The 26,341-nt window shown below is 62.1% G+C and carries 22 protein-coding genes and 1 tRNA gene; 16 read left to right on the top strand and 7 right to left on the bottom strand.

Annotated elements, in window-relative coordinates; genetic code table 11:
* Window positions 1-14 precede the first annotated feature (14 nt).
* The 7 genes from ACGHEN_RS06575 to aroF form a co-directional block, all read right to left on the bottom strand.
* A complete protein-coding gene (locus ACGHEN_RS06575; protein WP_138374971.1) occupies window positions 15-1,265 on the bottom strand; it encodes a shikimate kinase in 1,251 nt (416 codons plus the stop codon).
* Window positions 1,266-2,411 (bottom strand): prephenate dehydratase, encoded by a 1,146-nt coding sequence (gene pheA / locus ACGHEN_RS06570; protein WP_390398239.1) that lies wholly within the window; start codon window positions 2,409-2,411, stop codon window positions 1,266-1,268. It lies immediately after the preceding gene.
* A 136-nt stretch (window positions 2,412-2,547) separates the two neighbouring features.
* A complete protein-coding gene (gene aroC, locus ACGHEN_RS06565; protein ID WP_390398237.1) occupies window positions 2,548-3,645 on the bottom strand; it encodes a chorismate synthase in 1,098 nt (365 codons plus the stop codon).
* A 1-nt stretch (window position 3,646) separates the two neighbouring features.
* Entirely contained in the window at window positions 3,647-4,966 is a 1,320-nt protein-coding gene (aroA, locus tag ACGHEN_RS06560) for a 3-phosphoshikimate 1-carboxyvinyltransferase (protein ID WP_390398235.1), read from the bottom strand.
* Complete coding sequence (gene aroB, locus ACGHEN_RS06555; RefSeq protein WP_390398234.1) at window positions 4,960-6,066, bottom strand: 3-dehydroquinate synthase; 1,107 nt, start codon at window positions 6,064-6,066, stop codon at window positions 4,960-4,962. Before aroB ends, aroA begins: the two co-directional genes overlap by 7 nt.
* 36 nt (window positions 6,067-6,102) lie before the next feature.
* Window positions 6,103-7,017 carry a prephenate dehydrogenase gene (locus ACGHEN_RS06550; RefSeq protein WP_390398232.1) on the bottom strand — a complete coding sequence of 305 codons (915 nt, stop codon included), beginning with the start codon at window positions 7,015-7,017 and terminating at the stop codon, window positions 6,103-6,105.
* Window positions 7,018-7,020: 3 nt separating this feature from the next.
* The gene (gene aroF / locus ACGHEN_RS06545; protein WP_022094767.1) at window positions 7,021-8,043 is read right to left on the bottom strand and encodes a 3-deoxy-7-phosphoheptulonate synthase; all 1,023 of its coding nucleotides are present in this window, start codon (window positions 8,041-8,043) and stop codon (window positions 7,021-7,023) included.
* A 202-nt stretch (window positions 8,044-8,245) separates the two neighbouring features.
* Between aroF and ACGHEN_RS06540 the strand changes: the two genes are divergently transcribed.
* The 16 genes from ACGHEN_RS06540 to obgE all read left to right on the top strand — a co-directional run bounded on the left by ACGHEN_RS06540 (window position 8,246) and on the right by obgE (window position 26,340).
* Window positions 8,246-8,322, top strand: a tRNA-Arg gene (locus ACGHEN_RS06540).
* Between the two features lie 76 nt (window positions 8,323-8,398).
* Window positions 8,399-11,122, top strand: a complete 2,724-nt coding sequence (locus ACGHEN_RS06535; RefSeq protein WP_390398230.1) for an HAD-IC family P-type ATPase — start codon at window positions 8,399-8,401, stop codon at window positions 11,120-11,122.
* Between the two features lie 103 nt (window positions 11,123-11,225).
* Window positions 11,226-12,368: a zinc ribbon domain-containing protein gene (locus tag ACGHEN_RS06530; protein WP_390398228.1), complete on the top strand. Its 1,143-nt coding sequence runs from the start codon at window positions 11,226-11,228 to the stop codon at window positions 12,366-12,368.
* A 107-nt stretch (window positions 12,369-12,475) separates the two neighbouring features.
* Entirely contained in the window at window positions 12,476-13,018 is a 543-nt protein-coding gene (locus ACGHEN_RS06525) for a peptidylprolyl isomerase (RefSeq protein ID WP_006236059.1), read from the top strand.
* An 11-nt stretch (window positions 13,019-13,029) separates the two neighbouring features.
* The gene (locus ACGHEN_RS06520; protein WP_390398226.1) at window positions 13,030-14,334 is read left to right on the top strand and encodes a tetratricopeptide repeat protein; all 1,305 of its coding nucleotides are present in this window, start codon (window positions 13,030-13,032) and stop codon (window positions 14,332-14,334) included.
* A gap of 127 nt (window positions 14,335-14,461) precedes the next feature.
* Window positions 14,462-15,493 carry a rod shape-determining protein gene (locus ACGHEN_RS06515; RefSeq protein ID WP_006236061.1) on the top strand — a complete coding sequence of 344 codons (1,032 nt, stop codon included), beginning with the start codon at window positions 14,462-14,464 and terminating at the stop codon, window positions 15,491-15,493.
* A 78-nt stretch (window positions 15,494-15,571) separates the two neighbouring features.
* The gene (mreC, locus tag ACGHEN_RS06510) at window positions 15,572-16,513 is read left to right on the top strand and encodes a rod shape-determining protein MreC (RefSeq protein WP_161144678.1); all 942 of its coding nucleotides are present in this window, start codon (window positions 15,572-15,574) and stop codon (window positions 16,511-16,513) included.
* A gap of 11 nt (window positions 16,514-16,524) precedes the next feature.
* On the top strand, window positions 16,525-17,091 hold the full coding sequence (locus ACGHEN_RS06505; protein WP_022094761.1) for a rod shape-determining protein MreD: 567 nt from the start codon (window positions 16,525-16,527) through the stop codon (window positions 17,089-17,091).
* A gap of 13 nt (window positions 17,092-17,104) precedes the next feature.
* Window positions 17,105-19,174, top strand: a complete 2,070-nt coding sequence (gene mrdA, locus ACGHEN_RS06500) for a penicillin-binding protein 2 (protein WP_390398221.1) — start codon at window positions 17,105-17,107, stop codon at window positions 19,172-19,174.
* A 9-nt stretch (window positions 19,175-19,183) separates the two neighbouring features.
* Window positions 19,184-20,410, top strand: coding sequence for an FtsW/RodA/SpoVE family cell cycle protein (locus ACGHEN_RS06495; protein WP_006236069.1), 1,227 nt, complete (start codon window positions 19,184-19,186; stop codon window positions 20,408-20,410).
* A gap of 18 nt (window positions 20,411-20,428) precedes the next feature.
* A complete protein-coding gene (locus ACGHEN_RS06490) occupies window positions 20,429-21,358 on the top strand; it encodes a YcjF family protein (RefSeq protein ID WP_390398218.1) in 930 nt (309 codons plus the stop codon).
* 10 nt (window positions 21,359-21,368) lie between these two features.
* A complete protein-coding gene (locus ACGHEN_RS06485; RefSeq protein WP_390398217.1) occupies window positions 21,369-23,246 on the top strand; it encodes a TIGR03960 family B12-binding radical SAM protein in 1,878 nt (625 codons plus the stop codon).
* Window positions 23,243-24,055, top strand: coding sequence for a TIGR03936 family radical SAM-associated protein (locus ACGHEN_RS06480; RefSeq protein WP_055285117.1), 813 nt, complete (start codon window positions 23,243-23,245; stop codon window positions 24,053-24,055). Before ACGHEN_RS06485 ends, ACGHEN_RS06480 begins: the two co-directional genes overlap by 4 nt.
* A 67-nt stretch (window positions 24,056-24,122) precedes the next feature.
* Window positions 24,123-24,497 carry a 50S ribosomal protein L21 gene (gene rplU / locus ACGHEN_RS06475; RefSeq protein ID WP_035138585.1) on the top strand — a complete coding sequence of 125 codons (375 nt, stop codon included), beginning with the start codon at window positions 24,123-24,125 and terminating at the stop codon, window positions 24,495-24,497.
* Between the two features lie 33 nt (window positions 24,498-24,530).
* Window positions 24,531-24,788, top strand: coding sequence for a 50S ribosomal protein L27 (rpmA, locus tag ACGHEN_RS06470; protein WP_006236075.1), 258 nt, complete (start codon window positions 24,531-24,533; stop codon window positions 24,786-24,788).
* An 85-nt stretch (window positions 24,789-24,873) separates the two neighbouring features.
* Complete coding sequence (gene obgE, locus ACGHEN_RS06465) at window positions 24,874-26,340, top strand: GTPase ObgE (protein ID WP_390398214.1); 1,467 nt, start codon at window positions 24,874-24,876, stop codon at window positions 26,338-26,340.
* The last annotated feature ends 1 nt before the right edge of the window (window position 26,341 follow it).

Here is a 26,341-nt window from a genome sequence, read left to right as displayed (position 1 = left end):
TGTGGTGGTTTTGGTTAGAGAGCGGGTGGGAGGGTGTCGAGGAGGGCATGGGCGGTGTTGGCGGCGCAGTCGCGTGAGTCGATGATGTAGTCGGCCCAGGCGCGGTAGCGCGGCATACGCTGCTCGGCCAGCTTGTCGATGCCGTCGCGCGCGGTGATGGGGCGGCCCTTGTGGGCGAGCTCGTCGAGCTTGCGGTTGAGCATCACGATTTGGCTGTTTTGGTGCAGCAGAGGGTAGTTCTCGTCGCGCGTAACCACGCCGCCGCCGGTGGAGAGCACCAAGCCGCTGCGCTTGGAGATGTCGGCCAGCGCTGCCGTCTCCTGCTCGCGGAAGGCCGCCTCGCCGCACTTGATGATAAAGTCGGCGCAGGGCATGCCCAGGCGCTCCTCGAGGGCGCGATCGAGATCGATGTGCTCGCGGCCCGTGAGCTGGGCGATCTGCTCGCCCACGCGGGTCTTGCCCGAGCCCGGCATGCCGATCAGCGCGATGTTCTGTTCGCGGCGTGACAGGCGCTCCGTTACGTCCAGGATCCTCTCGCGCGGGGTGGCTTTGCCGGTATAGCGCTCGACAGCTTGTGCCGCCTGGGCAACAAGCATAAGCAGGCCGCCGATGCAGGGGATGCCGCGGCGCTCGGCCTCGAGCATCAGGCCCGTGCGGGCGGGGTTGTAGACAATGTCGATGACGCCCTCGAGCGCATCGAGGCCTTCGAGCGTGCAAGGCGCGTCGGGGCAATGGGGGAACATGCCGGCGGGCGTGCAGTTGACGAGTAGGGAGGCGTCGGACTGCTGCGCGATATTGTCGTAGTTGACCTCGCTCGTGCGACCCACGGGTACGACGATGGCGCCCATGTCTCCCAGCACCATACTTGCCGTGGTGCCGGCGCCGCCGGTGGCACCGAGCACGAGGGCCTTCTTGCCGGCAACCTCAACGCCCAACTCCTCGACCAGGCACTGGAAACCGAAGTAGTCAGTATTATCGCCGTGCAGGCGGCCGTCGGGCAGGCGCGTGATGGTGTTGACGTTGCCCATGCGCTCGGCGAGCGGGCTCAGCTCGTCCAGGTATTCCATGACGGCGCGCTTGTAGGGGATGGTCACGTTGGTGCCCTCCCATTCGTCGCCCGTCATAAAAGCCTCAAGATCCTCGGGCTCGCGCTCAAAACGCACGTACTCAAGCCCCGCCAGCTCCTTGTAGATGGTCGGGGTGTAGCTGTGGCCCAGCACGCGGCCCAGCACGCCGTAGGGGCGGGTTGCGGCGGTATCGGTCATCTAGAGCACCTCCGTGTAGCTGCCAAAGTAGGTGAAGCTCTCGCACACGTCGTCGATGGAATCGAGCAGGTCGTCGAGGGCCTTGCTGCCAAAGGGGCAGTCCAGATCAAAGTAGAACATAAACTCAAAGTCGTGGCCGGGGATGGGGCGGCTCTCGAGTTTGATGAGGTTGATGTTGAGCGCATAGAAGCGCTCGAGTACGCGATAGAGCGCGCCCGGCTCGTTGGCCGTGGTGATCATGAGCGAGGTGCGGTTGGCGCCGGGGTAGACGCGCGGCTCGCGGCTGATGACGACAAAGCGTGTGTAGTTGTTGCCCGAGTCCTGGATGTTGGACTCCAGCACCTCCAGGCCATAGAGTGTCGCGCAGCTGCGCGATGCGATGGCGGCAACATCGGTGCGCCCGGAGCTGGCGACCATCTCGGCCGACATGGCGGTGTTGGGGTACTTGGTGGCGTGCAGGTCGTGGGACTCGATAAAGCCCGCACACTGGGCAATGGCTTGGCCGTGGCTGTAAACCTCGCGCACGTCGGTGAGTTTGGTGCCGGGTTTGACGAGCAGATTGTGGTCGATCTTGAGGCGCAGCGAGCGCACGATGTGGAAATCGAACTGGGCGAGCAGGTCGTAGACGGCGTTGACCGATCCGGCAGTTGAGTTTTCGATGGGTAGCACGCCAAACTCGCAGAACCCGTCGCGCACGGCTCGCATGACGCCCTCAAAGGTCTCAAAGAACGCAATATCGGGCACGTCGAAGAGCTTGCACGCGGCGATTTGACTGTAAGCGCCCTCAACGCCCTGGCAAGCGACGGTGGCGGTTTGAGGGAAGGGCGTGTCGGAGGCTGCAGCCGTGGCGTGGGCCTTTTGCGAGATGGTGATGCCCTTGAGCTCGTTGATGTAGCGCTGCTGCTCGGCCTTGCTCATGCTCATGAGGAGACGGAACAGGGCGATGGTCTGTGCCTCGTAGCGTTCGGGCGCGCGGCTGGCGAGGTTGTTGAGCTTGGAGCGCTCACGGGCGGGGTCGAAGACGGCCTTGCCCATCTCGATCTTTGATTTGGCGACCTCGGTGGCAATGTCCATACGCTCGACAAAGCTGTTGAGGAGCGTGGTGTCGATGCCATCGATGGTCTGGCGGATGTCAGCAAGGTCCATAGGGACCCCTTTCACGTGTCGGTGATTTTTCTGGGACGGGGATTAAAAAATCATTAGGTACACAATGATTTTTTAATCCCCGTCCCAGAAAAATCACTGGGTGGGCGTGGGGGCCGGAGTTGGCCCCCAGAGATTTTTAGAGCTGGGCGGCGTCCTCGAGGAGGGCGTCCCAAATCGCGAGGGCAGCGGCTGCTTCGGCAACGGGGACGGCGCGCGGGACGATGCAGGGGTCGTGACGGCCGTGCACCGAGAGCTCGGCATTTTCCATAGCGTCCATGTCCACCGTCTGCTGCTCGCGGCCAATGGAGGGCGTCGGCTTTACGGCCATGCGCCACATGACGGGCGCGCCGGTGGAGATGCCGCCCAGGATGCCGCCGGCATTGTTGGACTCGACCGCAATCCCGCCGGTCTCGGCGTCGATGCGATACGGGTCGTTGTTCTCGCTGCCGCGCATGGCGGCCACGGCAAAGCCCATGCCAAACTCCACGCCCTTTACGGCGGGAATGCCAAACGCGATTTGCGCGATGCGATTCTCGATGCCGTCGAACATGGGGTCACCGATGCCCGTGGGAAGCCCGTAAATGCCGCACTCCACGATGCCGCCGATGCTGTCGAGTTCGTCGCGCGCGGCCAGGATCTCCTCGCGCATGCGGCCGGCTGCGGCGGCGTCAATGCAAGGCAGGTCGTTCGAAAGGATCGCCTTGCGGTCGGCCTCGCGATAGACCATATCGTCCATGGGCAGGTCGGAGATGCCGCCGATCTGCGCGACGTGCGCCATGACCTGAATGCCGCGGGCCTCGAGCGCCTGCAGCGCGATCCCGCCGGCGATGCACAAGGGTGCCGTTAGGCGGCCGGAAAAATGCCCGCCACCAGCGACATCGTGCATGTTGTGATACTTCACGCGCGCAGGGAAGTCCGCATGTCCGGGACGGGGCTTGCGGCGCAGCTCGGAGTAATCCTTGGAGCGCGTGTTGGTGTTCTCGATAATCGCGGCGATGGGTGCGCCAGTGGTGTGTCCATCGACAACACCGGCGATGATGTGGGCGGCGTCGGCCTCGCGGCGTTTGGTCGCGGTCTCGTCGCGACCAGGGGCGCGACGGTTGAGGAAGGCCTGCAGCTTCTCCTGGTCCACGGCGATGCCCGCCGGGATGCCATCGAGCGAGCAGCCGATAGCGGGGGAGTGCGACTGGCCGAAGATGCTTAAGTGCAATACGTTGCCAAAGGTCGAGGACATGCTATTCCTCCTCGAGTGTGACCTTGCCGCCCAACAGGCGGTAGTGGTCGAAGAAATCGGGATAGGACTTGTTGACGGCCTCGGCGCCGTGGATCACGACCTCGCCGGTGGCGCGGCTCGCGGCGATGGCGGCCATCATGGCGATGCGGTGGTCGTTGTGCGAATCGACCTCACCGCCGGTGAAGGCATCGACGCCCTTGATGATGAGGTCGTCGCCGGCAATACGCACCTGCGCGCCCAGCGCGGTGAGCTCGCGGGTGGTGGTGGCCAGGCGGTCGGATTCCTTGATGCGCAGGCGGGCACAATCGCGGATGAACGTGCGGCCTTGCGCCAGCGATGCCACGGCCGAGATGACGGGCACGAGGTCGGGAATGTCGTGGGCACTCATCTCAAAGCCGGCGAGCTTGTCGGACTGCACGGTGGCGGCGTTGGTGGAGCGCACGATGCGGGCGCCAAAGCGCGAAAGCGCAGCAAGCACGTTGCGGTCGCCCTGTGCGGAGCTCAGCGACACACCCTCCACGGTGATGGGGTCGGAGCCGATGGCGCCGGCGCACAGCCAAAAGGCAGCGTTGGACCAGTCGCCCTCGACGGCCACGTTGCCGGGCGTGCGATACGAGCCACTGCTCACGCGGAAGTTTGTGACCTCGGGCTGACCGTCCCTGGCGGGAATACGCTCGACGTTGACCTCGACGCCGAAGGCCTTCATGGCCTGGATCGTCAGGTTGATGTAGGGGCGGCTCTCAATGAGGCCGGTCACCTGCACGCAGGAGGGCTGGGCGAGCAACGGGGCTGCCAGCAGCAGACCCGAGATGTACTGCGAGCTTACGTTACCCGGCAGCACAAAGGTGCCCGGGCGCATGCGTCCGCTGGTCTTGAGCGGAAAACCGCCCAGACCCTGTAGGTCGCAGCCGGCGGCGATGATCTCGTCCGAGAGCGGGGACAGCGGGCGGGCGCCCAAGCGTCCCTGACCCACAAAAGTTGCTTCTGCGCCCAGCGCGCAGGCGACGGGCAACATAAAGCGGAGCGTGGAGCCGCTTTCGCCGCAGTCAAGTGTGCCACCGGCAAGGGCCCTGAGCAGGCCAAACTCAACACTCTTCATGGTGGGGTGGACCTGGAAGCCGTCCTCGACGGTCTCGATGCGAGCACCCAGGGCCGTAAGGCAGCGCACCGTGGCCTCGATGTCGGCGCAGGTGGTGTTGCAGGTAACGTGCGTCTCGCCGTTGGCAAGCGCAGCGCAGATGATGAGACGGTGCGCCATCGACTTGGACGCGATGGCGGGAACGGTGCCCTTAAGCGGGGACGGGGTGATGCGGGCTAGCATGCGAATGCGTCTCCCTTCTGGCCGAGGCCCTCGGCAATGAGTTCGTGGAAAGTGGAAAGCGGCGTGCGGTCGATGCTGCAGCGGCCAATGCCGTGCGGAATCACCAGGTCGATGGTGTCGCCCGAGCGCTTTTTGTCGTGGAGCGCCTCGGCAAAGACGGCATCGGCATCGAGGTCGCAGCGGGTCTTGAGGCCATGGCGGGCGCAGAGCTTCTCAATACGACCGGGCAGTGCAGCATCGCAGACGCCGTGCAGGGCCGCGGCGCGCGTGATGATGCCCATGCCGATCGACACGCAGTTGCCGTGTCCGAGCTCAAAGTGCTCGCAGGCCTCGACGGCGTGTCCGGCGCTGTGTCCAAAGTTGAGGAGCTTGCGCTGGTTGGTTTCGCGTTCGTCGGCTACGACCACAGCGCGCTTGATGTCGATATTGCGGGCGATGATGAGCGCTACGCGGGCCACATCGCGGTTGAGCAGCTCCAGCGTGAGCGGGGTCTTCTCCAGCTCGGCGAAAAGCTCCGGGTCGGCGATCACGGCGTGCTTGACGACCTCGCCGCAGCCGTCGGCGAACTGCTCGGGCGTGAGGGTGGCCAGGCACCCCACGTCGGCGATAACCACGCTCGGTTGCCAAAAAGCGCCGGCCAAGTTCTTGCCGGCAGCCAGGTCGATGGCGGTCTTGCCGCCCACCGACGAATCCACCATGGCGAGCAGGCTCGTCGGGATCTGCACAAACTTGCAGCCGCGCATGTAGGTCGCGGCCACAAAGCCCGCCACATCGCCCACGACGCCGCCCCCGAGTGCCACGATCACGTCGGAGCGCGAAAGCTCGTGCTCGGCCACAAACTCCAAAATGGCAACATAGGTTTCGGCGCGCTTATGGGCCTCGCCTGCCTCGAAGGTGCAGATGCTCACCTCGTAGCCTGACGCCTCCAGGCTCTGTTTAACGGGCATCTGGTAGAGCGGGCCCACGTTGGTGTCCGTCACGATGACGGCCTTGGTGCCGCCGGCAGTGGCGCGCACGAGCGGTCCCGCCTGCTCCAGCAAAAACGTACCAACATGCACCTGGTAGGGGCGTGCGGTGTCGATATCGATGGTAATCGCCATAAGTTTCGGTCCTTTCGACCTGGCGTGATAGGTGGTCTAGTGGGAGGACTCGTCGTCGAGTGCGCGCTTGATGCGGTCGCCCTCGGCAAGGAGATTCTCCAGATAGCGCTGGTCGCGGTCCTTGAGCGCACGGCTGTAGGCGCCAAGCGACTCGATCAGATGGTCGATCTCGAAGGCGAGCGCGTCGGCGTCGTCGATCATGAGCTCGGACCACATTTGCGGGTTGAGGTGCGCCACGCGGGTGAGATCGCGGTAGCTACCGGCCGAAAAGCCGTGGTGGACCTGGGCGGTCGGGCTCTTTACGTAGGCGTTGGATACCACGTGCGCAAGCTGGCTCGTGAAGGCGATGACGCGGTCGTGCTCGGCGGCGTTCGTCACGCTGAACTTGCCAAAGCCCAAGGGGCGCACCATCTCGCGCACCTGGCCCAAAAGCTCCAGCTTGAGCGCATCGTCCACCGCGGGCGGTACGAGCACCAGCGGGGCGCCCTGGAACAGGTCGGCGCAGGAGTGTGCATAGCCCGAGAACTGGGTGCCCGCCATGGGGTGCGCGCCCACAAAGTAAAAGCCGTGCTCGCGGGCAAGCTCAAAGGCGCGTTCGCACACAATGCCCTTGACGCCCACGGTGTCGATCACCACGGGACCCATAATGGCGTCGGTGTCGGTGGCGTCGGCGAGCGCCTGGGCGTGCGCCTCGAGCCACTCGATGCATCCTTTAGGATAGCAGGCAAGGACGATGATGTCGCATTCGCCGAGTGTCTTGTCGTTGAGCTCGCCGGCAACGGTGCCCATGCTGGCGGCTGTCATGACATCGTCATCGGGGTCCCAGGCCAGCACGCGGACGCCCGCCTGCGCATAGCCGCGGGCAAAGCTGCCGCCGATGAGGCCCAGGCCGACGATGCCGGCGCACTTGGGGCCGCCCTGGTTAACGCGCGCGTTTCTCACCGTACCCATGGGCTACTCCATAGTCTCTTGGCAGACGACCTCGCGGATGGCTCGGATGCGGCGCATGGTGTCGTCGAACTGATCGGGGGTGAGGGCCTGGGCACCGTCGGACCAGGCGCGGCTCGGCTCGTCGTGGACCTCGATCTCCAGGCCGTTGGCACCGCAGGCGGTCGCGGCGAGCGCCATGGGCTCAACGTAGCGGGTGTAGCCGGTGGCGTGGCTGGGGTCGGCGACGACGGGCAGGTGCGACAGGTGGTGCAGCACCGGCACGGCGTTGAGGTCGAAGGTATTGCGGGTGCGGGTCTCGAAGGTGCGGATACCGCGCTCGCACAGGATGACGTTGTCGTTGCCCTCGCTCATGATGTACTCGGCTGCCATAAGCAGCTCGTCGATCGTGCCGGACATGCCGCGCTTGAGCAGAATCGGGGTCTGGGTCTTGCCGACCTCCTTGAGCAGGGGGAAGTTCTGGGCGTTGCGGGCGCCGATCTGCATGACGTCGATCTTCTTGTCCAAGAAGACCTGCACGTCGCGCGGGTCCATGATCTCGGTGACGATCGGCATGTCGAGCTCGGCGGATGCCTCGCATAGCAGGTCCAGGCCGGCGGGACCCATGCCCTGGTAGGCGTAGGGGGAGGTGCGGGGCTTGTAGGCACCGCCGCGCAGCATCGTGGCGCCGGCGGCCTTTACGCGGCGTGCGATGCGGATGAGGTTCTCGCCCTCGACGGAGCAGGGGCCGGCGATGACTTGGAACTGGTCGCCGCCGATCTTGACGCCGTGGCCGCAGTCGATGACGGAGTCCTCGGGGTGGAACTTGCGATTTGCGCGCTTGAACGGCTCGGAGACGCGCTGCACGCGCTCGACGACATCCATGGACTCGAGCAGGAACGGGTCGATCTTGGTCGTATCGCCCACCAGGCCGATGATCGTCTCGTTCTCGCCGCGCGAGACATCGGTCTTCAGACCCTTTTTCTCAATCCAGCTGACGATATGGCTTACGGCCTCGTCGCTGGCGCTCTGCTTTAAAATTGCAATCATGGTGTGCCTCTCACCTCGATGGATAACTTTTGCAAAAACGGCCCGCATCGCGAGCCGTGTATATGGTGCATGTGAGTTTATACTATCTGACTCGCTTTTGCCTTCTAAAGTGGGCCGTTGCGCCTCGTCTTCCTCGGAATTGCAAAGCTTTTTCTTTTATTTTGATAGCCCGTGGTGCACTTGGGTATAATGCCAAACGTTGGCCCTATTAGCTCAGGGGATTAGAGCGTCTGCCTCCGGAGCAGAAGGCCGTTGGTTCGAATCCAACATGGGGCACCATCGAACGTAAGACCGTCCGAACCTCGCATGGTCCGGGCGGTTTTTCTTATACCGACGCGACGTGATGGGACGTGGTATGGCAGCAACGGATATCGAGCGCGGACTCTCAACCGCCGAGGTCGAGGAGCGCATCGCCGCCGGTAAGATCAACCGCAACATGGAGCTCAAGACCAAGTCGGTCAAAGAGCTCATCATCGAGAACCTCTGCACGCTGTTCAATTTGATCAACGTGATTTTGGCGTTCCTGGTCATTTTGACCGGTTCGTTTAAGAATCTGACGTTCCTGTTCGTGGTGTTCCTCAATACCGCCATTGGCGTCATCCAGTCCATGCGTTCCAAGAAGATGGTCGATAAGCTCACGCTACTGACCTCCAAGAAGGCCATCGCGGTGCGCGACGGCGTCGAGGTGGAGCTCGACTTGGACCAGATCGTGCTCGACGACATCATCCGCCTGGGGCGCGGCGACCAGATTCCCGCCGACGCCGTGGTGGTTTCGGGCGAGGCGCTCGTGAACGAGAGTCTGCTGACGGGCGAGAGCGACCTTATCAAGAAACAGCCCGGTTCCGAGCTCATGAGCGGCAGCTTTATCGACTCGGGCCTGCTGCGCGCCCGCGTGATCCATGTCGGCGCCGACAACTACGTGGCCAAAATTAATAACGAGGCCAAGTACGTCAAAAAGGTCAATTCCGAGATCATGAACGTGCTGAACGCCATCGTGCGCTTTGCGAGCATCATCATGATCCCGCTCGGTTTGGCGTTGTTTGCCTCGAGTGTGAGCGAGCTGTGGGATGCAGCGGGAACCCCGGGCGACAGCGCGCTTTCGTGGTGCTTCTCCGAGCTGTTGGCTGGTCATGTGCCTTCGTCGGTGCTGCTGTCCACGGTGGGCGCCCTGCTGGGCATGATCCCGCAAGGCCTGGTGCTGCTGACCTCGTCGGTGCTCGCCATCGCCACGGTGCGTCTGGCGCGCCGCAAGGTACTCGCGCAGCAGCTCTACTGCATCGAGACGCTCGCGCGCGTCGACGTGCTGTGCCTGGACAAGACGGGCACCATCACGTCGGGACGTATGGAGGTCGAGGGCACGTATCCGCTGCCGGTTGAGGGTGTTGGCTTTGGCGTGGACTCGGACGAGGCGGCTGTTCCCGTCGATACCACAGTGCTCGATTTTGCGCTGGCTAACGTCGCACGTGCGACTTCGGCCGATGCCAACGAGACCTGCCAGGCGCTGCTCAACTATTACGCCGATCGCCCGGTCGAGGTGTCCGAGCCGCTGTCGGTCATTCCATTCTCGTCGTCTAAAAAATGGAGCGGCGCTTCTTTTGCGCAGGGCTCCTACGTAATGGGCGCCGCGCAATTTGTGCTCTCTGATCGTGCGTTTGCCCAGGTCGAGAACCGTGTCGCCGAGCTTGCCGATACCTGCCGCGTGCTCGTGGTGGCGCGCGTGGACGGCTTTACGCCCGATGGGGATATGGTGGGCGAGGCCGAGCCCGTGGGATTTGTGACCATCCGCGACGAGATTCGTACCTCGGCGGCCGAGACCATCGGCTACTTTAACGAGCAGGGCGTGACCCTCAACGTGATCAGTGGCGACGACCCGCGTACGGTGTCGTCGATCGCGCGCGTGGTGGGCGTGCCGGGGGCGGACGCCTATGTGGACGCCATGACGCTCGATACGCCGGCCAAGCTCGATGCCGCAGTGGACCGCTACCATGTCTTTGGTCGTGTGACCCCGCAGCAGAAGCGCGAGCTCGTGCAGGCGCTCAAGCGCCGCGAGCACACCGTGGCCATGACGGGCGACGGCGTTAACGACGTGCTGGCACTTAAGGAGGCCGACTGCTCCGTGGCCATGGCGGCTGGCTCCGATGCCGCGCGTAACGTGGCCGAGATCGTACTTGTCGACAACGACTTTGCCTCGATGCCCGCCGTGGTGGCCGAGGGGCGTCGCTCCATCAACAACCTGCAGCGTTCGGCCTCGCTGTTCCTGACCAAGACACTGTTCTCGATGGGCCTGGCGGCGCTGTGCATCGCGCTGCCGCCGTACCCCTTCGAGCCCATCCAGATGACGCTCATCAACTTCTTCTGCATCGGCGCGCCGGGCTTTGTGTTGGGGCTGGAGCCCAACAATGCTCGCGTGAAGGGTGCGTTTTTGACCAACGTACTCAAGCGTGCACTGCCGGCGTCGATTGCGGTCATTTTGGCTGCGGCGCTCGATATCTTTGTGGCGCGCGTGTTTGGCTTTAGCCAGCTCACGCTGTCTACGATGTGCTTGTTTACGTCGTGCGCGGCGAGCGTCAGCCTGATCTGGCGCATCTCGCAACCTCTCACGCCCTTACGTGTGGTGCTCTTTGTGTTTGTAGTCGCCGGCATCCTGGTGGGCGTTATCGGATTCCCAGAGCTGCTGTCCATTGCCAACCTGTCGATGGGCCAGATGGTTATCTTGGCTGTCATTGTAGTCTTTACCTGCTCGGTGTTTTTTAAGCTCGCCACGATGATGGATTCGCTCAAGCCGCGTCGTCGTCATGCCGCAACTGGTTTTGGCCGCGGTGTGCGCGTCCGCCTGGGTCGCGGTGGCGGCAAGGTGAGCTCGACGGGCTCGACGGCCGAACGTTTTGCCAAGCGCGTTGCCGCCGACATGGCGCAGCGTCGCGAAGATCGCACCGCTCGCGAGGCCGAGGCCCGCGCACTCGAGGGCGTGGCCCAAGCCCAGCCCAAGAAAAAGAAGAGTACCGGAGCCAAGCGCTCTCGCGTGACCAAGTCCGCCCAAGGCATCAAAGTCTCGATGCCAAGCAAAAAGAAGAAGTAGCTACGCGCCCTGGCGATGTTGAATTGGTGCCTTGTTCCTGTGGGGCCGTGGCGATGTTATGCTCTAACCTCGATTGTTTGAATTGTTTCGAAAAGAGGATGCCGTGATCTGCCCGCATTGCCTTAAGACTATCGAGGACGGCGCCTCGTTCTGCCCCTACTGCAACGCCTATGTGGGTCCGGGCGATGGTCCCGAACACACCGAGTTCGTGTTCTGTGAGGGCTGCGGTGCCCGTCTTTCTCCGCATGATCGTACGTGCCCCAAATGCGGACGCCCCGCTCCGGGAATCCTCTCTGAGGACGCGGCCGCATCCGACCTAGCAGCGGGCCGCACGGCGGGCTTTCCGCGCCTAACGCAAGAGCAGATCGATACCGAGGTGCCTCATGCGCCGGCCTCTGCCGCTGCGGTGCTCTCGGACGCCGCCGATCCTAACGAGACTTGCGTGCTGCCGGCTTTTGATAAGGATTTCGGTATCCCCAAGGTCGATATTCCCACGCCCGTTTCCCTGCATGACGATGCTCAAAAACCCAAGCGCAAGGTGCACCCCGACGAGGACGCCTATCACAAGCACAAGCGTCATATCCCCAAGCCGCTCATCGTCATCGCGGTCCTTGCCGTCCTTTGCGGCGGTGCCTATTGGTTCGTGACGGCCGATCCCATGGGTGTCATGCCTGGCTTCTATGACCAGTTTGGCCAGGCCGCGCAGACGACCTTCCCTACGCGCCAAAAGGGCGAGGCGACTGAGGACGATACCAAGCAGGACGATTCTGCCGAGGTGGTCCAGGAAGAAACCGTGCTCACCGATGATCAGCTCTATACCAGGCTCGACGGTCTGTATCAGACCATCGTGTCCTACGGTGACGAGGACCAGATCGGCGAGGTCATCGATTCTTTTAACAATGGCTATCTTCGAACGCCACTGTCCACCCGTCAGGAGCTGTCGCAGAGTGCCTACGCCCTGCGCGACCAGATCAAAAAGACGCAAGATGAGCTCAACAACCTTAAGTATCAGGACGATACGGTCTATGCGGACGACATCGCCCACTTAAAGCAGCTTGCCGAGTGGATGTTCGAGCGTGTCGACGTGATCTGTCAGAGCTGGGACATCTCGCTGGCCATTCCCGATGGCGAGTCGATGAGTTCCCACCAAAGCGAGATCCTGGCGCCCATCGCGCAGAGTGGCAACAGCGCGCTGAATCAGTACGACGCCAACGTGGGCTCCTGGAAGCCGCAGCAGCGTTCCTAAAATTAGTTCGCCATAGTCGGCATAACCTACGTGCGCAATTGATGTAAGCGCATGCTTATTGCTACAATTCGTACAAATATGCTTTAAACGCACGAGGAAGGAACCACATGTTTGGTTTTAAGAAAGAGCTCTACACGCCCGAGTATCAGCTTGCCGGCGACGAGTGCGCCGTTATCGAGACGTCGAAGGGTACCATCAAGGTCAAGTTTGACGGCGAGGGCGCTCCCATTCATGTCGCGAACTTCTGCGAGCTTTCCACGATGGGCTTCTATGATGGCCTTAAGTTCCATCGCTATGTGCCCGGCTTTGTCATTCAGGGCGGCGACCCCAATACCCGCGATATGTCCGGCGCCGACGTCGCTGCCGGTCTTGAGGGCCCCGACGGCATGCCCGGTACCGGTGGCCCCGGCTACTGCATTAAGGGCGAGTTTGCCACCAATCCGCGCAACAGCCATGTCGATGGTGCCCTTGCCATGGCACGCTCCATGGACCCCGATTCCGCGGGTTCGCAGTTCTACTTCTGCCTGGGCGCCCAGCATAACCTCGATTCCGGTTACACCGTCTTTGGTACCACGGTCGAGGGTCTCGATGTGATTTCGCAGCTGCGTGCCGGCGACGAGATCGTCCATGTCGAGATCGTTCACGAGTAAAGGGGACTTCCTTGAATAGCCAGCTGATCCAACAGGGCCGCGCCGCTTACCGCGCGGGTGATTTTTCCGCTGCAGCCCAGATGCTTGGGGCGGCAAAAACTCCCGATGAGATTATGGGCGAGGCCGATCACCTTCGTGGTAACGCCTTGATGCACCTGGGCATGTATGCCGAGGCCGCCGAGGCCTATGCCGCCGCCCTCAACGACGGCACCTACGGCAAGCGCGGCGCACTGCTCACCAACCGCGGCAAGGCGCTCGCCGCCGTGGGCGACTACACGACGGCCGCCCAGGCGTTCTCTGCTGCTACGCAGGATGCTTCCTATGCCACGCCGTTCAAGGCCTATCTGGGCCTGGGTAACGCGCTGTTCCAGTCGGGCGACTATGCCAACGCGGGTACTGCCTTCCGTCAGGCTGCCATCGACGGCGCCAATCCGGCTCCTGCCGCCGCACTCGGCGAGCTCGGTCGTTGCTTCATTAAGCTCGGCCGTCCGGCGGATGCCGTGGAGACCTACCGCACGGCTATCGACTTTGCCGGTCCCCGCGACGACACGCGTGCGCTCAACGCCGGCATGGGTCAGGCGCTTTCTGCCGCCGGCCGCCCCTCCGACGCACTCGACGCCTTTAACGCCGCTACTGCCGATGGCATCTACCAGCTCACCTCCGAGCAGGCCGATGAGCTTGCCCGCGTGCACGATTCGCTTGCCGCGCTGTCTGCCCAGACGGCTATGGCCACGGCTCCGGCGCCCGCGATGGACGCTCCTGCCGTTGATCCGCTCGATCCTACGGGCGCGACCGGCCAGTTTATGCCCGATCCCTCGGACACCGGCTTCTTTACGCTGTCCGAGTCCGAGATGGTCCAGCAGGACCGTCAGGATCGTAAGCAGGCCAAGGTCCGTCGTCGCCATCGCCACACGGGCCTCAAAGTCTTCATCGTGCTGCTTCTGCTCATCTTGATCGCCGCGGGCGGTCTGGGCTTTGCCTACACGCGCGGCTTTGGCTTCCCGTCTCAGGATTCTGTCGTTACCGATCTGTTCCAGGCTGCCGGCGACGGTGACACCGCAAAGGCCGAGTCTTGCCTGGCCTCGAGCCTGTCCGAGGACGCCAAGTCGATGATCATCTCCTCGATTCCGCAGGGTGCCACCGTGTCCGTCGAGGGCATGGATCAGTCCATGACCGAGACGACCGCCAAGGTTAAGGCTTCGTTGTCCAAGGGCGGCGAGCAGGAGTACACCGTCAAATTCGTGCGCTCCGACAACCATATCGGCTGGGCCGTTTCCTCGCTCGATATGGATTTCTCGGCTGCTGACAACCAGTAGTGACCTTATGGGATTTAGCTTTGCCCGGCGCTTCACCGCAAGTGAGGTGCCGGGCTTGCGCTAGTATGATGAGCTAGTAGTTTTCCAGCAATCATCCAACACATCAGGAGTTGCGTTGTTTTCTTTGATGGATATGTTTTTCGGTAGCTATGCGGGCGATCTTGCCATCGACCTCGGCACCGCCAATACGCTTGTCTCCGTGCGCGGCAAGGGCATCGTCATTCGCGAGCCCTCTGTAGTCGCCATCGACAAGAACGACGAGCGCATCCTGGCGGTCGGTATCGAGGCAAAGCGCATGCTCGGCCGTACGCCCGGCAACATCGTGGCCGTTCGTCCCCTGAAGGACGGCGTCATCGCCGACTTCGATGTTACAGAGGCTATGCTTCGCTACTTTATCGACAAGGCGTCCGAGAAGCGCTATCCGTGGACCCCGCGTCCGCGCGTTGTCGTCTGCGTTCCCTCCGGTGTCACGTCGGTCGAGAAGCGTGCCGTCTTTGAGGCCACGATCCAGGCCGGCGCTCGCCAGGCCTATCTGATCGAAGAGCCTATGGCCGCCGCTATCGGCGCCGACCTGCCCGTCGAGGAGCCTACCGGCTCCATGGTCATCGACATCGGTGGCGGTACCACCGAGGTTGCCGTTATCGCTATGGGCGGCATCGTCGTCTCGCAGTCCATCCGTATTGCCGGCGACGAGTTCGATCAGGCCATCCTCACGCACGTTCGCGATGCCTACAACTTGGCCATCGGTGAGCGTACGGCAGAGGACATCAAGATCAAGGTCGGCTCCGCCGTGCCGCTCAAGGACGAGCTCGACGTCGAGGTCAACGGCCGCGACGTGATCACCGGTCTGCCCAAGACCGTGCGCATCGAGAGCGAGGAGATTCGTCGCGCACTCAACAAGCCGCTCGACGAGATGGCCAAGGCCGTCAAGGACGCGCTCGACGCTACGCCTCCCGATCTTGCCTCGGACCTTATGTACTACGGCATTTTGCTGACCGGTGGCGGCGCGCTGCTGCGCGGTCTCGACGTGCGCCTGCGCGATGAGACCGGCGTTTCGGTCAACGTCAGCCCCACGGCGCTCGATAACGTTGTTAACGGCTGTGCCCGCGTGCTCGAGGCCAATGCGTTTGATGGCGGCTTCGTCCAGACCAATGCTTAATTTCCAAAAGGTGGATTCCATTTGGCACGATCTTCGGGTTTCTCCACAAATCTGAATACCAAGCGACAATCAACGGGTATGCGCCCGTTGATTGTTTTCAGCCTGATTTCGGTGTTGCTGCTCACGTTTTATATTCGTGAGGGCGAGGCTGGGCCGATTCATGCCGTGCGTTCGGGCGTAACGACGATTACCTCGCCGGTGCGCTTTGTGGGTTCGGCTGTGGCGGCTCCCTTCAATGCCATCGGCAACGTGTTCTCTAACCTTACGGCGTCGCAGGACACGCTCGACGAGCTTAAGAAGCAAAACGAGGAACTGACCTCTAAGGTTGCCGAGCTCTCCGAGTCTCAAAAGACCGCCGAGCGTCTGGAGGGGCTGGTCGGCCTGCAGTCGACCTACAACCTCAAATCGACCGCTGCTCGTATCGTTGGTGCCTCGGGCGATGCCTGGACCTCGACCGTAACCATCGACAAGGGCTCTGCCGACGGCCTTACCATCAACATGCCCGTGACGAGTTCTGCCGGTGTTATCGGTCAGATTATCGAGGTATCGGCCAAGACCTCTACCGTGCGCCTTATTGGCGACGAGAACTCGGGTGTGTCCGCCATGGTACAGGACACGCGCGCCCAGGGCATGCTGCAGGGTCAGGCTGACGGCACGCTGCGTCTTGAGTACGTGAGCGTCGACTCCGATGTTAAGGTTGGCGACATCATCGTGACCTCGGGCATTGGCGGTGTATTCCCCAAGGGTCTACCGCTCGGCACCGTCTCGTCGGTTGAGAAGTCGGCAAACGACGTGTACTACACCATTGTGGTGCGCGCTCAGACCACGGCCGAGAACAACGAGGAAGTGCTGGTCATCACCTCGCTGACCGACGAACAGTCGGCCTCGGATGAGGACGTGAGCACGGCCAACAGCACGCCGCAGGGAACGTCGCGCGATGCTGCGACCAAGACGAAGGACGAGAGCTCGGATGACAGTTCCGACACGTCCGAGACGACCGATTCTGGCTCGAGCGAATAGGGGGCATGTCCATGGATCTACACGAGCAGGGGATGAGCTCCCGCACGTTTGTAATCGCCGCCATTGTGTGTGTGCTGCTGCAGGCGGGCCTGGCACCGCAGATCTCCATTGCGGGAGGTCGCGTCAACTTCATGATTATCCTGGTGTGCCTAAGCGTGTTCTCGGGCGACCCGACCCGTGCCGTCGTGTGCGGTTTTTGCAGCGGCTTGTTTTATGACCTGTCCGCTGCCGTGCCGGTGGGCGTTATGTCGCTCCTGCTGACCGTGGGTTCTTTTGCCCTGGTGCACAGCGCCGTCGGTCAGACGGGCGGTACCCCGAGTGCGCGCGGCGTCACCGTGGGCGCCTTTGCGCTCGTCATTAATGTGATCTACAGCATCATCTTGCTGTTTATGGGTTTGGAGACGAGCTTTGTCGTGGCGATCTTCGGCCATGCGCTGCCGTCCTCGATCCTGACGGGTCTGGTTGCCATTCCGTTTTTGATGTCCGGCGTCGTGCCGCAGTCCGGCTATGGATTCTCCGCACGTGGCGGACGCCAGACGGGTATGCGCTTTAAGCCCAAGACCCGCAAGCTCAAATAGGGGAGGCCCGTAGATGTCTTCCCAGATGACGGTTATTATCGCCGGTATCGTGCTGGTTGTGGCCATCGTGGTCGCGCTGGTCATCATGCGTCGTGGCGATTCCCGTTTTACCTACGATACACAGCATGGAACGGCCCCGCGCGCCACCGAGGGCGAGGGCAATACCGCGGCGACCGCCTTTAAGGGCCGCTTTTCCATCCTCACCACGGGTGTGGGCGCGATGTTTGCGGCACTTGCCGTCAAGCTGTGGGGCATGCAGATGGTCTCGTCGGACTATTACGAGAAGCAGGCCAATAGTAATCAGACTCGCACCGTTACCACACCCGCTGTGCGCGGCCGCATCCTCGACCGCAATGGCGTGGCGCTTGTCCAGAACCGTCCCTCACTTGCTGTCGTGGCCTACCGCGACCTTGCCGAGGATGAGGTTCTGGTTCGCCATCTTGCCAACGTGCTTGGAATGCCTTACGTCGCGGTCCTTCGCAATATCCAGGACAATACAGAGGGCGCTCAGAGCCTGCATACTATCGCGACGGACGTCCGTCGCTCCACGGTTGCCTATATTCAGGAGCATGCCGGCGAGTTCCCGGGCGTCAAGATTGCCGAGCGTACCGAGCGCCAGTATCCATATGGCGAGACGGCATGCCATATCTTGGGCTATACCGGCACCATTACCTCCGAGCAGCTCGAGGCTCAGAATAAGAAAACCTCTGGCGATGATGATGCTTCTGCTGGCAAGATCACGTACCAGTCGGGCGATATCGTGGGCCAGGCGGGCGTTGAGAGCTACTACGAAAACCTGCTGCAGGGTATTCGTGGCGAGCAGACCGTCAAGGTCGATGCCTCGGGCAATGTGACCGGTCAGGCCGGCGCCGTGCCCGCGAAGGCCGGCTCCGACATTAAGCTCACGCTCGACCTTAAGATCCAACAGGCCTGTGAGACGGCACTGGCGAGCGCTATCGAGCTTGCCAAGACCACTGGCTACAGCAATGCCGGCAACGGCGCTGTGGTGTGTCTCGATCCCAACAATGGCGAGATTCTGGGCATGGCGAGCGAGCCCAAGTTCGATCCGTCCGTCTTTATCGGCGGCGTCTCAAATGACGTGTGGACCGAGCTCAATGATGACAAAGGTTCGCACCCGCTGCTCAACCGCGCCATTAGCGGACAGTACATGTCGGCTTCGACCATCAAGCCGCTCTCGGCACTGGCCGGTCTTGAGTTTGGAACCTACACGTCGGGGCAGACGACCAACTGCACGGGCTATTGGACGGGTCTGGGCAAGTCGTGGGGCAAGTACTGCTGGCTGCATTCCGGCCACGGCACCATGACGCTGCAGTCGGGTATCGCCAACTCGTGCGACCCCGTCTTCTACGACATGGGCAAGGCGTTCTTTTATGACGAGAAACATTCTGAGGGCCTGCAGGAGGTCTTTCGTCGCTGGGGTCTAGGCAAGACCTGCGGTATCGATCTGCCGAGTGAGGGCGCGGGTCGTATTCCCGATGCCGAGTGGAAAGAGTCGTACTTCACCGACGCATCTGCCGAGGACCGCAAGTGGAATGCCGGCGACATGACCAACATTGCCATCGGGCAGGGCGACATCCTGGTGACGCCCCTGCAGATGGCGTGCGCCTATATGGGTCTTGCCAACGGCGGCAAGCAGTACGTGCCTCACGTGTTTTTGTCGGCCGTGTCGCGCGATGGCGACGGCGATGCCTATAAGTACAACGGCAAGGGCAAGAAGAAGCGTCTGGAGGCCAAGATCAACAGCGATTCGGATTTGACTCTTGTTCGCAACGGCATGCACGACGTGATTTATACGGCATCGACGTCCCTGGCGGCTCACTTTGGTACCCTGACGCCGCAGGTATACGGCAAGTCGGGCACGGGTGAGAAAAGCGGCGAGGACGAATACGCGTGGTTCTGCGCCTATGCACCGGCCGATGATCCCAAGTATGTCATCGCTACTGTCCTGGAGCAGGGCGGCGGCGGCTCAGATACCGCGATGCATGTCGTGCGCGACGTGCTCGGTGTGATTTATGACGAGCCCGATACCTCTTCGGCCTCGGGCGATTCTTCGGTTCGATAGGAGGTTGCGATGGATTTTTCTCCGGCGGATCTGTTCCGTTCAACCAAGACCGGCTCTCGCAGCAGCCTGGACCGTGTCAACAAGCAACTCTCGGCCTCGCGCGGCACGTTTCGCCAAAAGGTGCATATCGGTGTGCTCGTGGCTACCGTGGCGCTCGTCGCCTACGGTGCCATCATTATCTGGTCGGCTTCGCAGTTTAAGGCCGATGCTTCGTTCTCACGCCATCTGCTGGGAATTGGCATCGGCACGGTGCTGGCGGTGCTGGTCTGGCGCTCCGACCTGCGCGGTATTTCCAATTTCTCGACGGCGTTGCTCGTCATCGACCTGATCGTGATCCTCTCGCCCAAGATTCCGGGTCTGTCCTATACGGGCGGTCTGGGCATGACGGGCTGGATCAAGATTCCCGGTATCGGCTTGACATTCCAGCCGGTTGAGCTTGCCAAGCTCATCACCATCTTCTTTATTGCTACGCTTGGCTCGCAGTATAACGGTCGCATCGATACCGTTCGCGACTACGTCAAGCTCTGCGGCATGCTGTCCATTCCGTTTTTGGCCGTCGTTGCCATGGGCGACCTGGGCTCGGGCCTGGTCGTGCTTGTTTCGGGCGCCATCGTCATTTGTATGAGCGGTGCACGCCGCGAATGGGTGCTGTCGACCCTGGCCCTGCTCGTGGGCTTGGTGGCCCTCGTCCTGGCGCTCGATTCGGTCTTTGATTCGTTGCTCGGCCACGATGTGCTCATCAAGCAGTATCAGATGAACCGTCTGACGGTCTTTATCGACCCCGATAATGCCGATTCGGACGATGCCTACAACCTTCAGCAGTCGCTTATCGCCGTTGGCTCGGGCGGCTTCTTTGGTAAGGGTTTGGGCCATGCGACGCAGTCGGCCGGCGGCTTTCTGCCTGAGTTCCACACCGACTTCGTCTTCGCCTTTCTGTCCGAGACCTTTGGCTTTTGCGGTTCCTTTTTGCTCCTGTGCCTCTACGTGCTGCTGATCTTTTCGACGATTCGCGTCGCCTTTAAGTGCGAGTCGCTGTTTTTGCGTCTTTCGTGTGTGGGCATCGTTGGCATGTGGGCGTTCCAGACCTTCGAAAACATCGGCATGTGCATCGGCATGATGCCGATTACCGGTATTCCGCTACCGTTTATTAGCTTCGGTTCGTCTTCGATGATGATCCAGCTGCTGACGGTGGGTATCGTACAATCCATATGGCGGCATCGTTCGGGCGCCGCGTAACCGCTGGAGGGGTTTGCTATGAAAATTCCCGTAGATAAGCTGACCCGCGCTTTTAAGATGGGCGCGTCCGTTAAGAAGGATTCCGATACGCCGGTGCGCGTCTCGGTCTATCTGGATTCATCCGCCTCGCGTTTTCTGGCCGAGACGGTGCGCGACGCCTTTGTGCCGCAGACGACCTCGGGCATTGTGCGCGTCGAGCGTCTGGGGGAGGAGCGAATTGCTCCAAAGACCGATACCGATGTGGTACTGGTGCTCTCGTGTGGTTCCGACCGCTTGGAGAGTGCCGTGCAGGAGCTCGTGATCGCCGGCGCGCCCGTGTGCGTGCTTGCCGAGTCTGCTGTGGAGGTGCCGTTTATCGAGGAGTCCACGCCCATGCTTGGCGTGGTAGCGGCAACCGATAAGACGTATCTGCTCGAGACGCTTGCCCGCTGGATTCTCGATCGCACCGACAAGGAAACGGCTTTTGCGGCGAACTTTGCCTTCATGCGCATCGCGGCCGCCAATCGTATCATCACCTCGTGCGCGCTCACCAATATGGCGACCGGTGCGCTGGTGTTTTTGCCGGGCGCCGATTATCCCGTTATGGCGCTGGCGCAGGTGGGCATGCTCTTTGAGCTCGCTGCCGTCTTTGGACGCGGCATTAAGCCTGAGCGCGGCTACGAGGTCGCGGGCGTGCTTGCCGGCGGTCTTGTGATCCGCGCTGTCACCCGCGCGCTCGTCAAGCAGACGCCGCATATTGGGTTTGCCGTCAAGGCGCTCACTGCTGCCGCGGGCACCTACGGCATGGGCCGTGCGCTTGTTTCGCTCTACGAGCGCGATGTCGACTACGGCCGTGCCAACGAGGCGGTCACTGCCACGTTCTCCCGCGTTCGCGATCTGGTGACCACGGTCGCGGGCGCTACCCGTCCTATGGCGTCCTACCAAGACGCATCCGATCTCGCTGCTTAGGGGTTTTCCGTTGCGCGTTGCATACCAAGACTGTTTTCATTTAATTGAGCCGCTGCTCGCCAAGGTCGAGAAGCCGAGCCGCTATATCGATCACGAGTGGGGCACGCTTTCCAAGGCCGATGCCGACTACCGTTGCTGCCTGATCTACCCGGATGTGTACGAGGTTGGTCTGCCCAACCAGGGTATCGCCATCCTCTACAACATCCTTAACCAGGCCGAGGGCATCTCCTGTGAGCGTGGCTATGTGCCGTGGCCCGATATGGGTGACGCCATGCGCGAGGCGGGTATTCCGCTGCTCTCGCTCGAGGGTGCCGCGCCGGTCGCTTCGTTCGATATCGTCGGTCTGCATGTGCCGCACGAGATGGCGGTGACGAACTTCCTCGAGGCTCTCGACCTCGCTGGCATTCCGCTGTTGGCGGCCGACCGAGGTGAAGGCGACCCCATCATCATCGCCGGCGGCCCCTCGGTGTACAACCCCGAGCCGTACGCGGCCTTCTTCGATGCCATCCTCATCGGTGAGGGCGAGGAATCGCTGCTCGAGACCTGCCAGCTGCATCGCCGCCTGCGTGACGAAGGGGTCCCGCGCGCGCAGATTGTCGAGCAGCTTGCATCCATTGCCGGCAACTACGTGCCGTCGCTCTATGAGGTTCGTCACGACGAGCCCTGCTCGCCGCATGGCTACACCGTGCCGCGTGAGGGCAAGGATGCGCCGACTGTGGTCTACAAGCGCGTCGTCGAGGATTTCGGCGCCACGAATCCGCTGTCGCAGTCGTGCGTACCCTATGCGCAGCTGGTCCACGACCGCCTGTCTATCGAGATTCTTCGCGGCTGCGCCCGCGGCTGTCGTTTTTGCCAGGCCGGCATGACGTATCGCCCGGTGCGCGAGCGCTCGGCCGACCAGATCGTCTCGTCGGTGATTCAGGGTCTGGAAAAGACCGGCTATGACGAGGTGTCGCTGACCTCGCTCTCCACGACCGACCACTCCTGCATTCGCGACGTGCTCGGCAGGCTCAACCGTCGCCTGGAGGATACGGGTATTCGCGTGTCTATTCCGTCGCAGCGCCTGGATTCGTTTGGCGTGGATATGGCCGAGTCGGTCGCCGGCGAAAAGAAGGGCGGCCTGACGTTCGCGCCCGAGGCCGGCAGCCAGCGCATGCGCGACATCATTAACAAGAACGTGACCGAGGAGGATCTGGACCGTGCGGCCAAGGCGGCCTTCGAGGCCGGCTGGAACCGCATGAAGCTCTACTTTATGATGGGTCTTCCCGGCGAGCGCGACGAGGATATCGTGGCCATCGCCAATCTGGCCGATCACGTGCTGGAGCTCGGTCGTTCCGTGGTGCCCAAGGCTCGTCGCGGCTCGATCTCGGTGTCCATCTCGGTTTCGGTCTTTATCCCCAAGGCTGCCACGCCGTTCCAGTGGTGCCCGCAGCTCGACTACGACGACGTCAAGCGTCGCCAGAAGCTGCTTGTCACGAGCGTTCGCAACCGTGCCGTCCGCGTGCATTACCACGATGCCGAGACCTCGCTCATCGAGGCCGCGCTGTCCCGCGCCGGTCGTGACATGACGCCCGTCATCATCGATGCTTGGCGCGCGGGCTCTCGCTTTGACGCTTGGGTAGAGCATTTCTCGCTCGAGAACTGGAAGGAGGCTGCTGCCAAAAACGGCATCGACCTCAATGAGCTCGTGCACCTGCCCTACGAGTTGGATTGGCGCCTGCCGTGGGAGCATGTGAGTCCCGGCTGCACGCGCGGCTTCCTCGAGCGCGAGTACCGTCGCTCGCTCGAGGGTGTCACGACTCCCGACTGCACCCGCACGTCGTGCACCGGCTGCGGGATCTGCCCCACGCTCCACGCCAAGAATGTATTGATGGGTGATCGCGCATGAGTGAGCGCCTGACCGACAACCCCTCGCTCTTTAGGCTTCGTGTTCGCTATGGCAAGCGCGATCGCCTTAAGTACCTGGGCCATCTCGAAGTAATCCATACCATTGAGCGCATCGTGCGCCGTGCGGGACTTCCCTATGCCGTCACGCAGGGCTTCTCTCCGCACATGCGCGTGGGCTTCTCTTCGGCGCTGCCGGTGGGTACGTCGTCGACCTGCGAGTGGTATGACCTGTTTATGACCGAGTTCGTGGCGCTCGACGAGGCGTTTGGGCGCCTGGCTGCGGCGTCTCCGGCCGATCTGGCGCCCATCGAGGCGGCGTACATCGACGTGCGCACGCCGGCGTTGACGGCGCAGCTCACGCGCCTGTCGTATCGCATCGACCTGCACTTGGATCCCGAGGCGCCCGTAAGCGCCGACGAGGTGCGCCGTGCGATCGACACGCTGCGCGCGGGCCACGGCATCGACTACGCGCGCGGCAAAAAGAGCAAGCGCTTGGATTTGGATCACACGCTCGTGGGCTATGAGCTCACGGCGGGGGAGCGCCCGGACCATTTGGTGCTCATGCTCGACACCCATGCCGACAACGAGGGCTCCATGCGTCCGGAAATTTTGCTTTCTGCTGCTGATGTTTTGTTGCAGGGCTTGACCCCGGGCGTGGATGCACCTATTGTTTCCACCGGTATGCAAGACCTCGTGACCATCTGCTCCTACGATGTCGAGCGTCAGAATCAAGCATGCGAGGACGACGAGGGCCGACTCGTCAGCCCCATACCTGTGCGAACTTGTGGATTTGCTCCACATACTCGTTGACGGGGGTATTTTCGCCTGCTACTATATTCGGCTGTTGCACTAACTGATGCATGAAGGGCAAGTAAACATGTACGCAATCGTTAACACGGGCGGCAAGCAGTACAAGGTCGCCACCGACGATGTCATCACCGTCGAGAAGATCGAGGGCAATGAGGGCGACAAGGTCACCCTGCCGGTTATCTTCCTCAACGATGGTAAGAAGATCGTCACCGATCCCGACAAGCTGGCCAAGGCCAAGGTTACCGCTCAGATCGTTGAGCAGTTCAAGGGCGAGAAGCAGCTGGTCTTCAAGTTCCACAAGCGCAAGCGCTATCGTCGTCTGAAGGGTCACCGTCAGCAGCTCACCAAGCTGAAGATCGTGAAGGTTCAGGCTACCTCCCGCGCCAAGAAGGCTGTCAAGGCAGAGGCTGAGGCTGTTGCCGAGGCTCCCGTCGCCGAGTAGATTACACTCGTAACGAAAGAGTAGGTATACACAATGGCACACAAAAAAGGACTCGGTTCCTCCCGTAATGGCCGTGACTCCCGCGGTCAGCGCCTTGGCACGAAGCGCTATGCCGGCCAGACGGTAACCACGGGCACGATTCTCGTCCGTCAGCACGGCACGCACATCCACCCGGGTGAGAACGTTGGCCGTGGTAAGGACGACACGCTGTTCGCGCTGGTCGACGGTACCGTTGAGTTCCACAAGGGTATCAAGCACAGGGTCAGCGTACGCCCGCTCGCGAACGCGTAATTCACCCTTCATAGAGCACATATGTGGGAGGCACTTGAGTTTTAGGATTCAAGGGTCTCCCTCTTTTTTGTAGGAGGCGATTCTGTTGTCACAGTTCACCGATATCAGCCGCATTAACGTGTGCGGCGGCGACGGCGGAGCCGGATGCATGTCGTTTAGGCGCGAGGCATTTGTCCCCAAGGGCGGCCCCGATGGCGGCGACGGCGGTCGTGGCGGCAATGTCGTCATCCAGGCCGATGCTCAGCTGTCTTCGCTGATCGATTACCGCTTTAAGCATCACTTCCGCGCCGAGCGCGGCACACACGGGCAGGGTGCCCGTCGTAACGGTAAGAGCGGCGAGGACCTGATTCTCAAGGTCCCTATGGGTACCGTGGTGCGCGAGCTCGATCCCGAGACGCAGACCCCGATGTTCGAGATTGCCGACCTGGTGCACGACGGCGAGCGCGTCGTCGTGGCGCCCGGCGGTGCCGGCGGTCTGGGCAACACGCACTTTGTGACGTCGGTGCGTCGCGCTCCGGCCTTTGCCCAGCTCGGCGAGCCTGCCGAGGAACACTGGATCGAGCTCGAGATGAAGCTTATGGCCGATGCCGCGCTTGTGGGCTTTCCCTCGGTGGGTAAGTCATCGCTCATTGCGCGCATGAGTGCCGCCCGCCCCAAGATTGCTGACTACCCGTTTACCACGCTCGTGCCGAACCTCGGCATGGTGCGTGCCGGCGAATATTCTTACGTCGTTGCCGACGTCCCCGGTCTCATCGAGGGCGCGAGCGAGGGCAAGGGCTTGGGTCACCAGTTCCTGCGCCACATTGAGCGTACGGCCCTGATCATGCATGTCGTCGACATGACGGGCGGTTTTGAGGATCGCGATCCGGTTGAGGACTATCGCATCATCAACCGCGAGCTCGAGCAGTATGGCGCCGAGCTTTCGGAGCGTCCGCAGATCGTCGTTGCCAACAAGTGCGATGCGCCGGGCACGGCCGACAAGATTGCCGACCTTAAGCGTGCGGCGCTCGACGATGGCCATATGTTCTTTGCCGTGTCTGCTGTTACGGGCGCCGGCCTCAACACGCTGATGCTTGCCGTGGGCGAGCAGGTGGCTAAGCTTCGCGCCGAGCTGGCGGTCTCTGATGAGCCGGTCGATCTGCGCGACGAGGAGTGGGAGCGTCGCCGCCTGCAGCGCGAGAAGCGTTTCCGCATTGTCCAGGAAGAGCCCGGTGCCTTCCGCGTGGTCGGTCGTGCCATCGAGCGCATGGTCATCCAGACCGACTGGGAAAACGAGGAAGCCGTCATTTACCTGCAGCATAAGTTTGCGCGTATGGGTGTTGACGACGCGCTCGAGAAGGCCGGTTGCCGTGCGGGCGACGAGGTCCGCATTTGCCAGCGCGCCTTTGACTTTGAGGGCGCCGAGGACTTCTCGGAGTACGAAGAGCTCGAGGACGCTGGCGAGGACGTTGCCGTCGAGGCCATTGACGTGGCCGATGCTGTGGATGAGGGCGTCGAGGTTGTCGATGCGGCGGATGCCGAGGACGATGCCGAGACCTCGGAGGGCGAGTAAG

The sequence above is a fragment of the Collinsella sp. i06-0019-1H4 genome (genome assembly GCF_042849575.1).
In the GTDB taxonomy this organism is placed as follows: domain Bacteria; phylum Actinomycetota; class Coriobacteriia; order Coriobacteriales; family Coriobacteriaceae; genus Collinsella.
The sequence above is the reverse complement of the archived record's forward strand: the minus strand, read 5'-3'. Positions and strand labels throughout refer to the sequence as shown.

What these genes read in the sequence shown, in the direction of transcription:
- ACGHEN_RS06575 (WP_138374971.1), bottom strand. Translation starts at nt 1,265, where the DNA reads ATGACCGATACCGCCGCAACCCGCCCCTACGGCGTGCTGGGCCGCGTG.
- pheA (WP_390398239.1), bottom strand. Translation starts at nt 2,411, where the DNA reads ATGGACCTTGCTGACATCCGCCAGACCATCGATGGCATCGACACCACG.
- aroC (WP_390398237.1), bottom strand. Translation starts at nt 3,645, where the DNA reads ATGTCCTCGACCTTTGGCAACGTATTGCACTTAAGCATCTTCGGCCAG.
- aroA (WP_390398235.1), bottom strand. Translation starts at nt 4,966, where the DNA reads ATGCTAGCCCGCATCACCCCGTCCCCGCTTAAGGGCACCGTTCCCGCC.
- aroB (WP_390398234.1), bottom strand. Translation starts at nt 6,066, where the DNA reads ATGGCGATTACCATCGATATCGACACCGCACGCCCCTACCAGGTGCAT.
- ACGHEN_RS06550 (WP_390398232.1), bottom strand. Translation starts at nt 7,017, where the DNA reads ATGGGTACGGTGAGAAACGCGCGCGTTAACCAGGGCGGCCCCAAGTGC.
- aroF (WP_022094767.1), bottom strand. Translation starts at nt 8,043, where the DNA reads ATGATTGCAATTTTAAAGCAGAGCGCCAGCGACGAGGCCGTAAGCCAT.
- ACGHEN_RS06535 (WP_390398230.1), top strand. Translation starts at nt 8,399, where the DNA reads ATGGCAGCAACGGATATCGAGCGCGGACTCTCAACCGCCGAGGTCGAG.
- ACGHEN_RS06525 (WP_006236059.1), top strand. Translation starts at nt 12,476, where the DNA reads ATGTTTGGTTTTAAGAAAGAGCTCTACACGCCCGAGTATCAGCTTGCC.
- ACGHEN_RS06515 (WP_006236061.1), top strand. Translation starts at nt 14,462, where the DNA reads ATGGATATGTTTTTCGGTAGCTATGCGGGCGATCTTGCCATCGACCTC.
- mreC (WP_161144678.1), top strand. Translation starts at nt 15,572, where the DNA reads ATGCGCCCGTTGATTGTTTTCAGCCTGATTTCGGTGTTGCTGCTCACG.
- ACGHEN_RS06505 (WP_022094761.1), top strand. Translation starts at nt 16,525, where the DNA reads ATGGATCTACACGAGCAGGGGATGAGCTCCCGCACGTTTGTAATCGCC.
- mrdA (WP_390398221.1), top strand. Translation starts at nt 17,105, where the DNA reads ATGTCTTCCCAGATGACGGTTATTATCGCCGGTATCGTGCTGGTTGTG.
- ACGHEN_RS06495 (WP_006236069.1), top strand. Translation starts at nt 19,184, where the DNA reads ATGGATTTTTCTCCGGCGGATCTGTTCCGTTCAACCAAGACCGGCTCT.
- ACGHEN_RS06490 (WP_390398218.1), top strand. Translation starts at nt 20,429, where the DNA reads ATGAAAATTCCCGTAGATAAGCTGACCCGCGCTTTTAAGATGGGCGCG.
- ACGHEN_RS06480 (WP_055285117.1), top strand. Translation starts at nt 23,243, where the DNA reads ATGAGTGAGCGCCTGACCGACAACCCCTCGCTCTTTAGGCTTCGTGTT.
- rplU (WP_035138585.1), top strand. Translation starts at nt 24,123, where the DNA reads ATGTACGCAATCGTTAACACGGGCGGCAAGCAGTACAAGGTCGCCACC.
- rpmA (WP_006236075.1), top strand. Translation starts at nt 24,531, where the DNA reads ATGGCACACAAAAAAGGACTCGGTTCCTCCCGTAATGGCCGTGACTCC.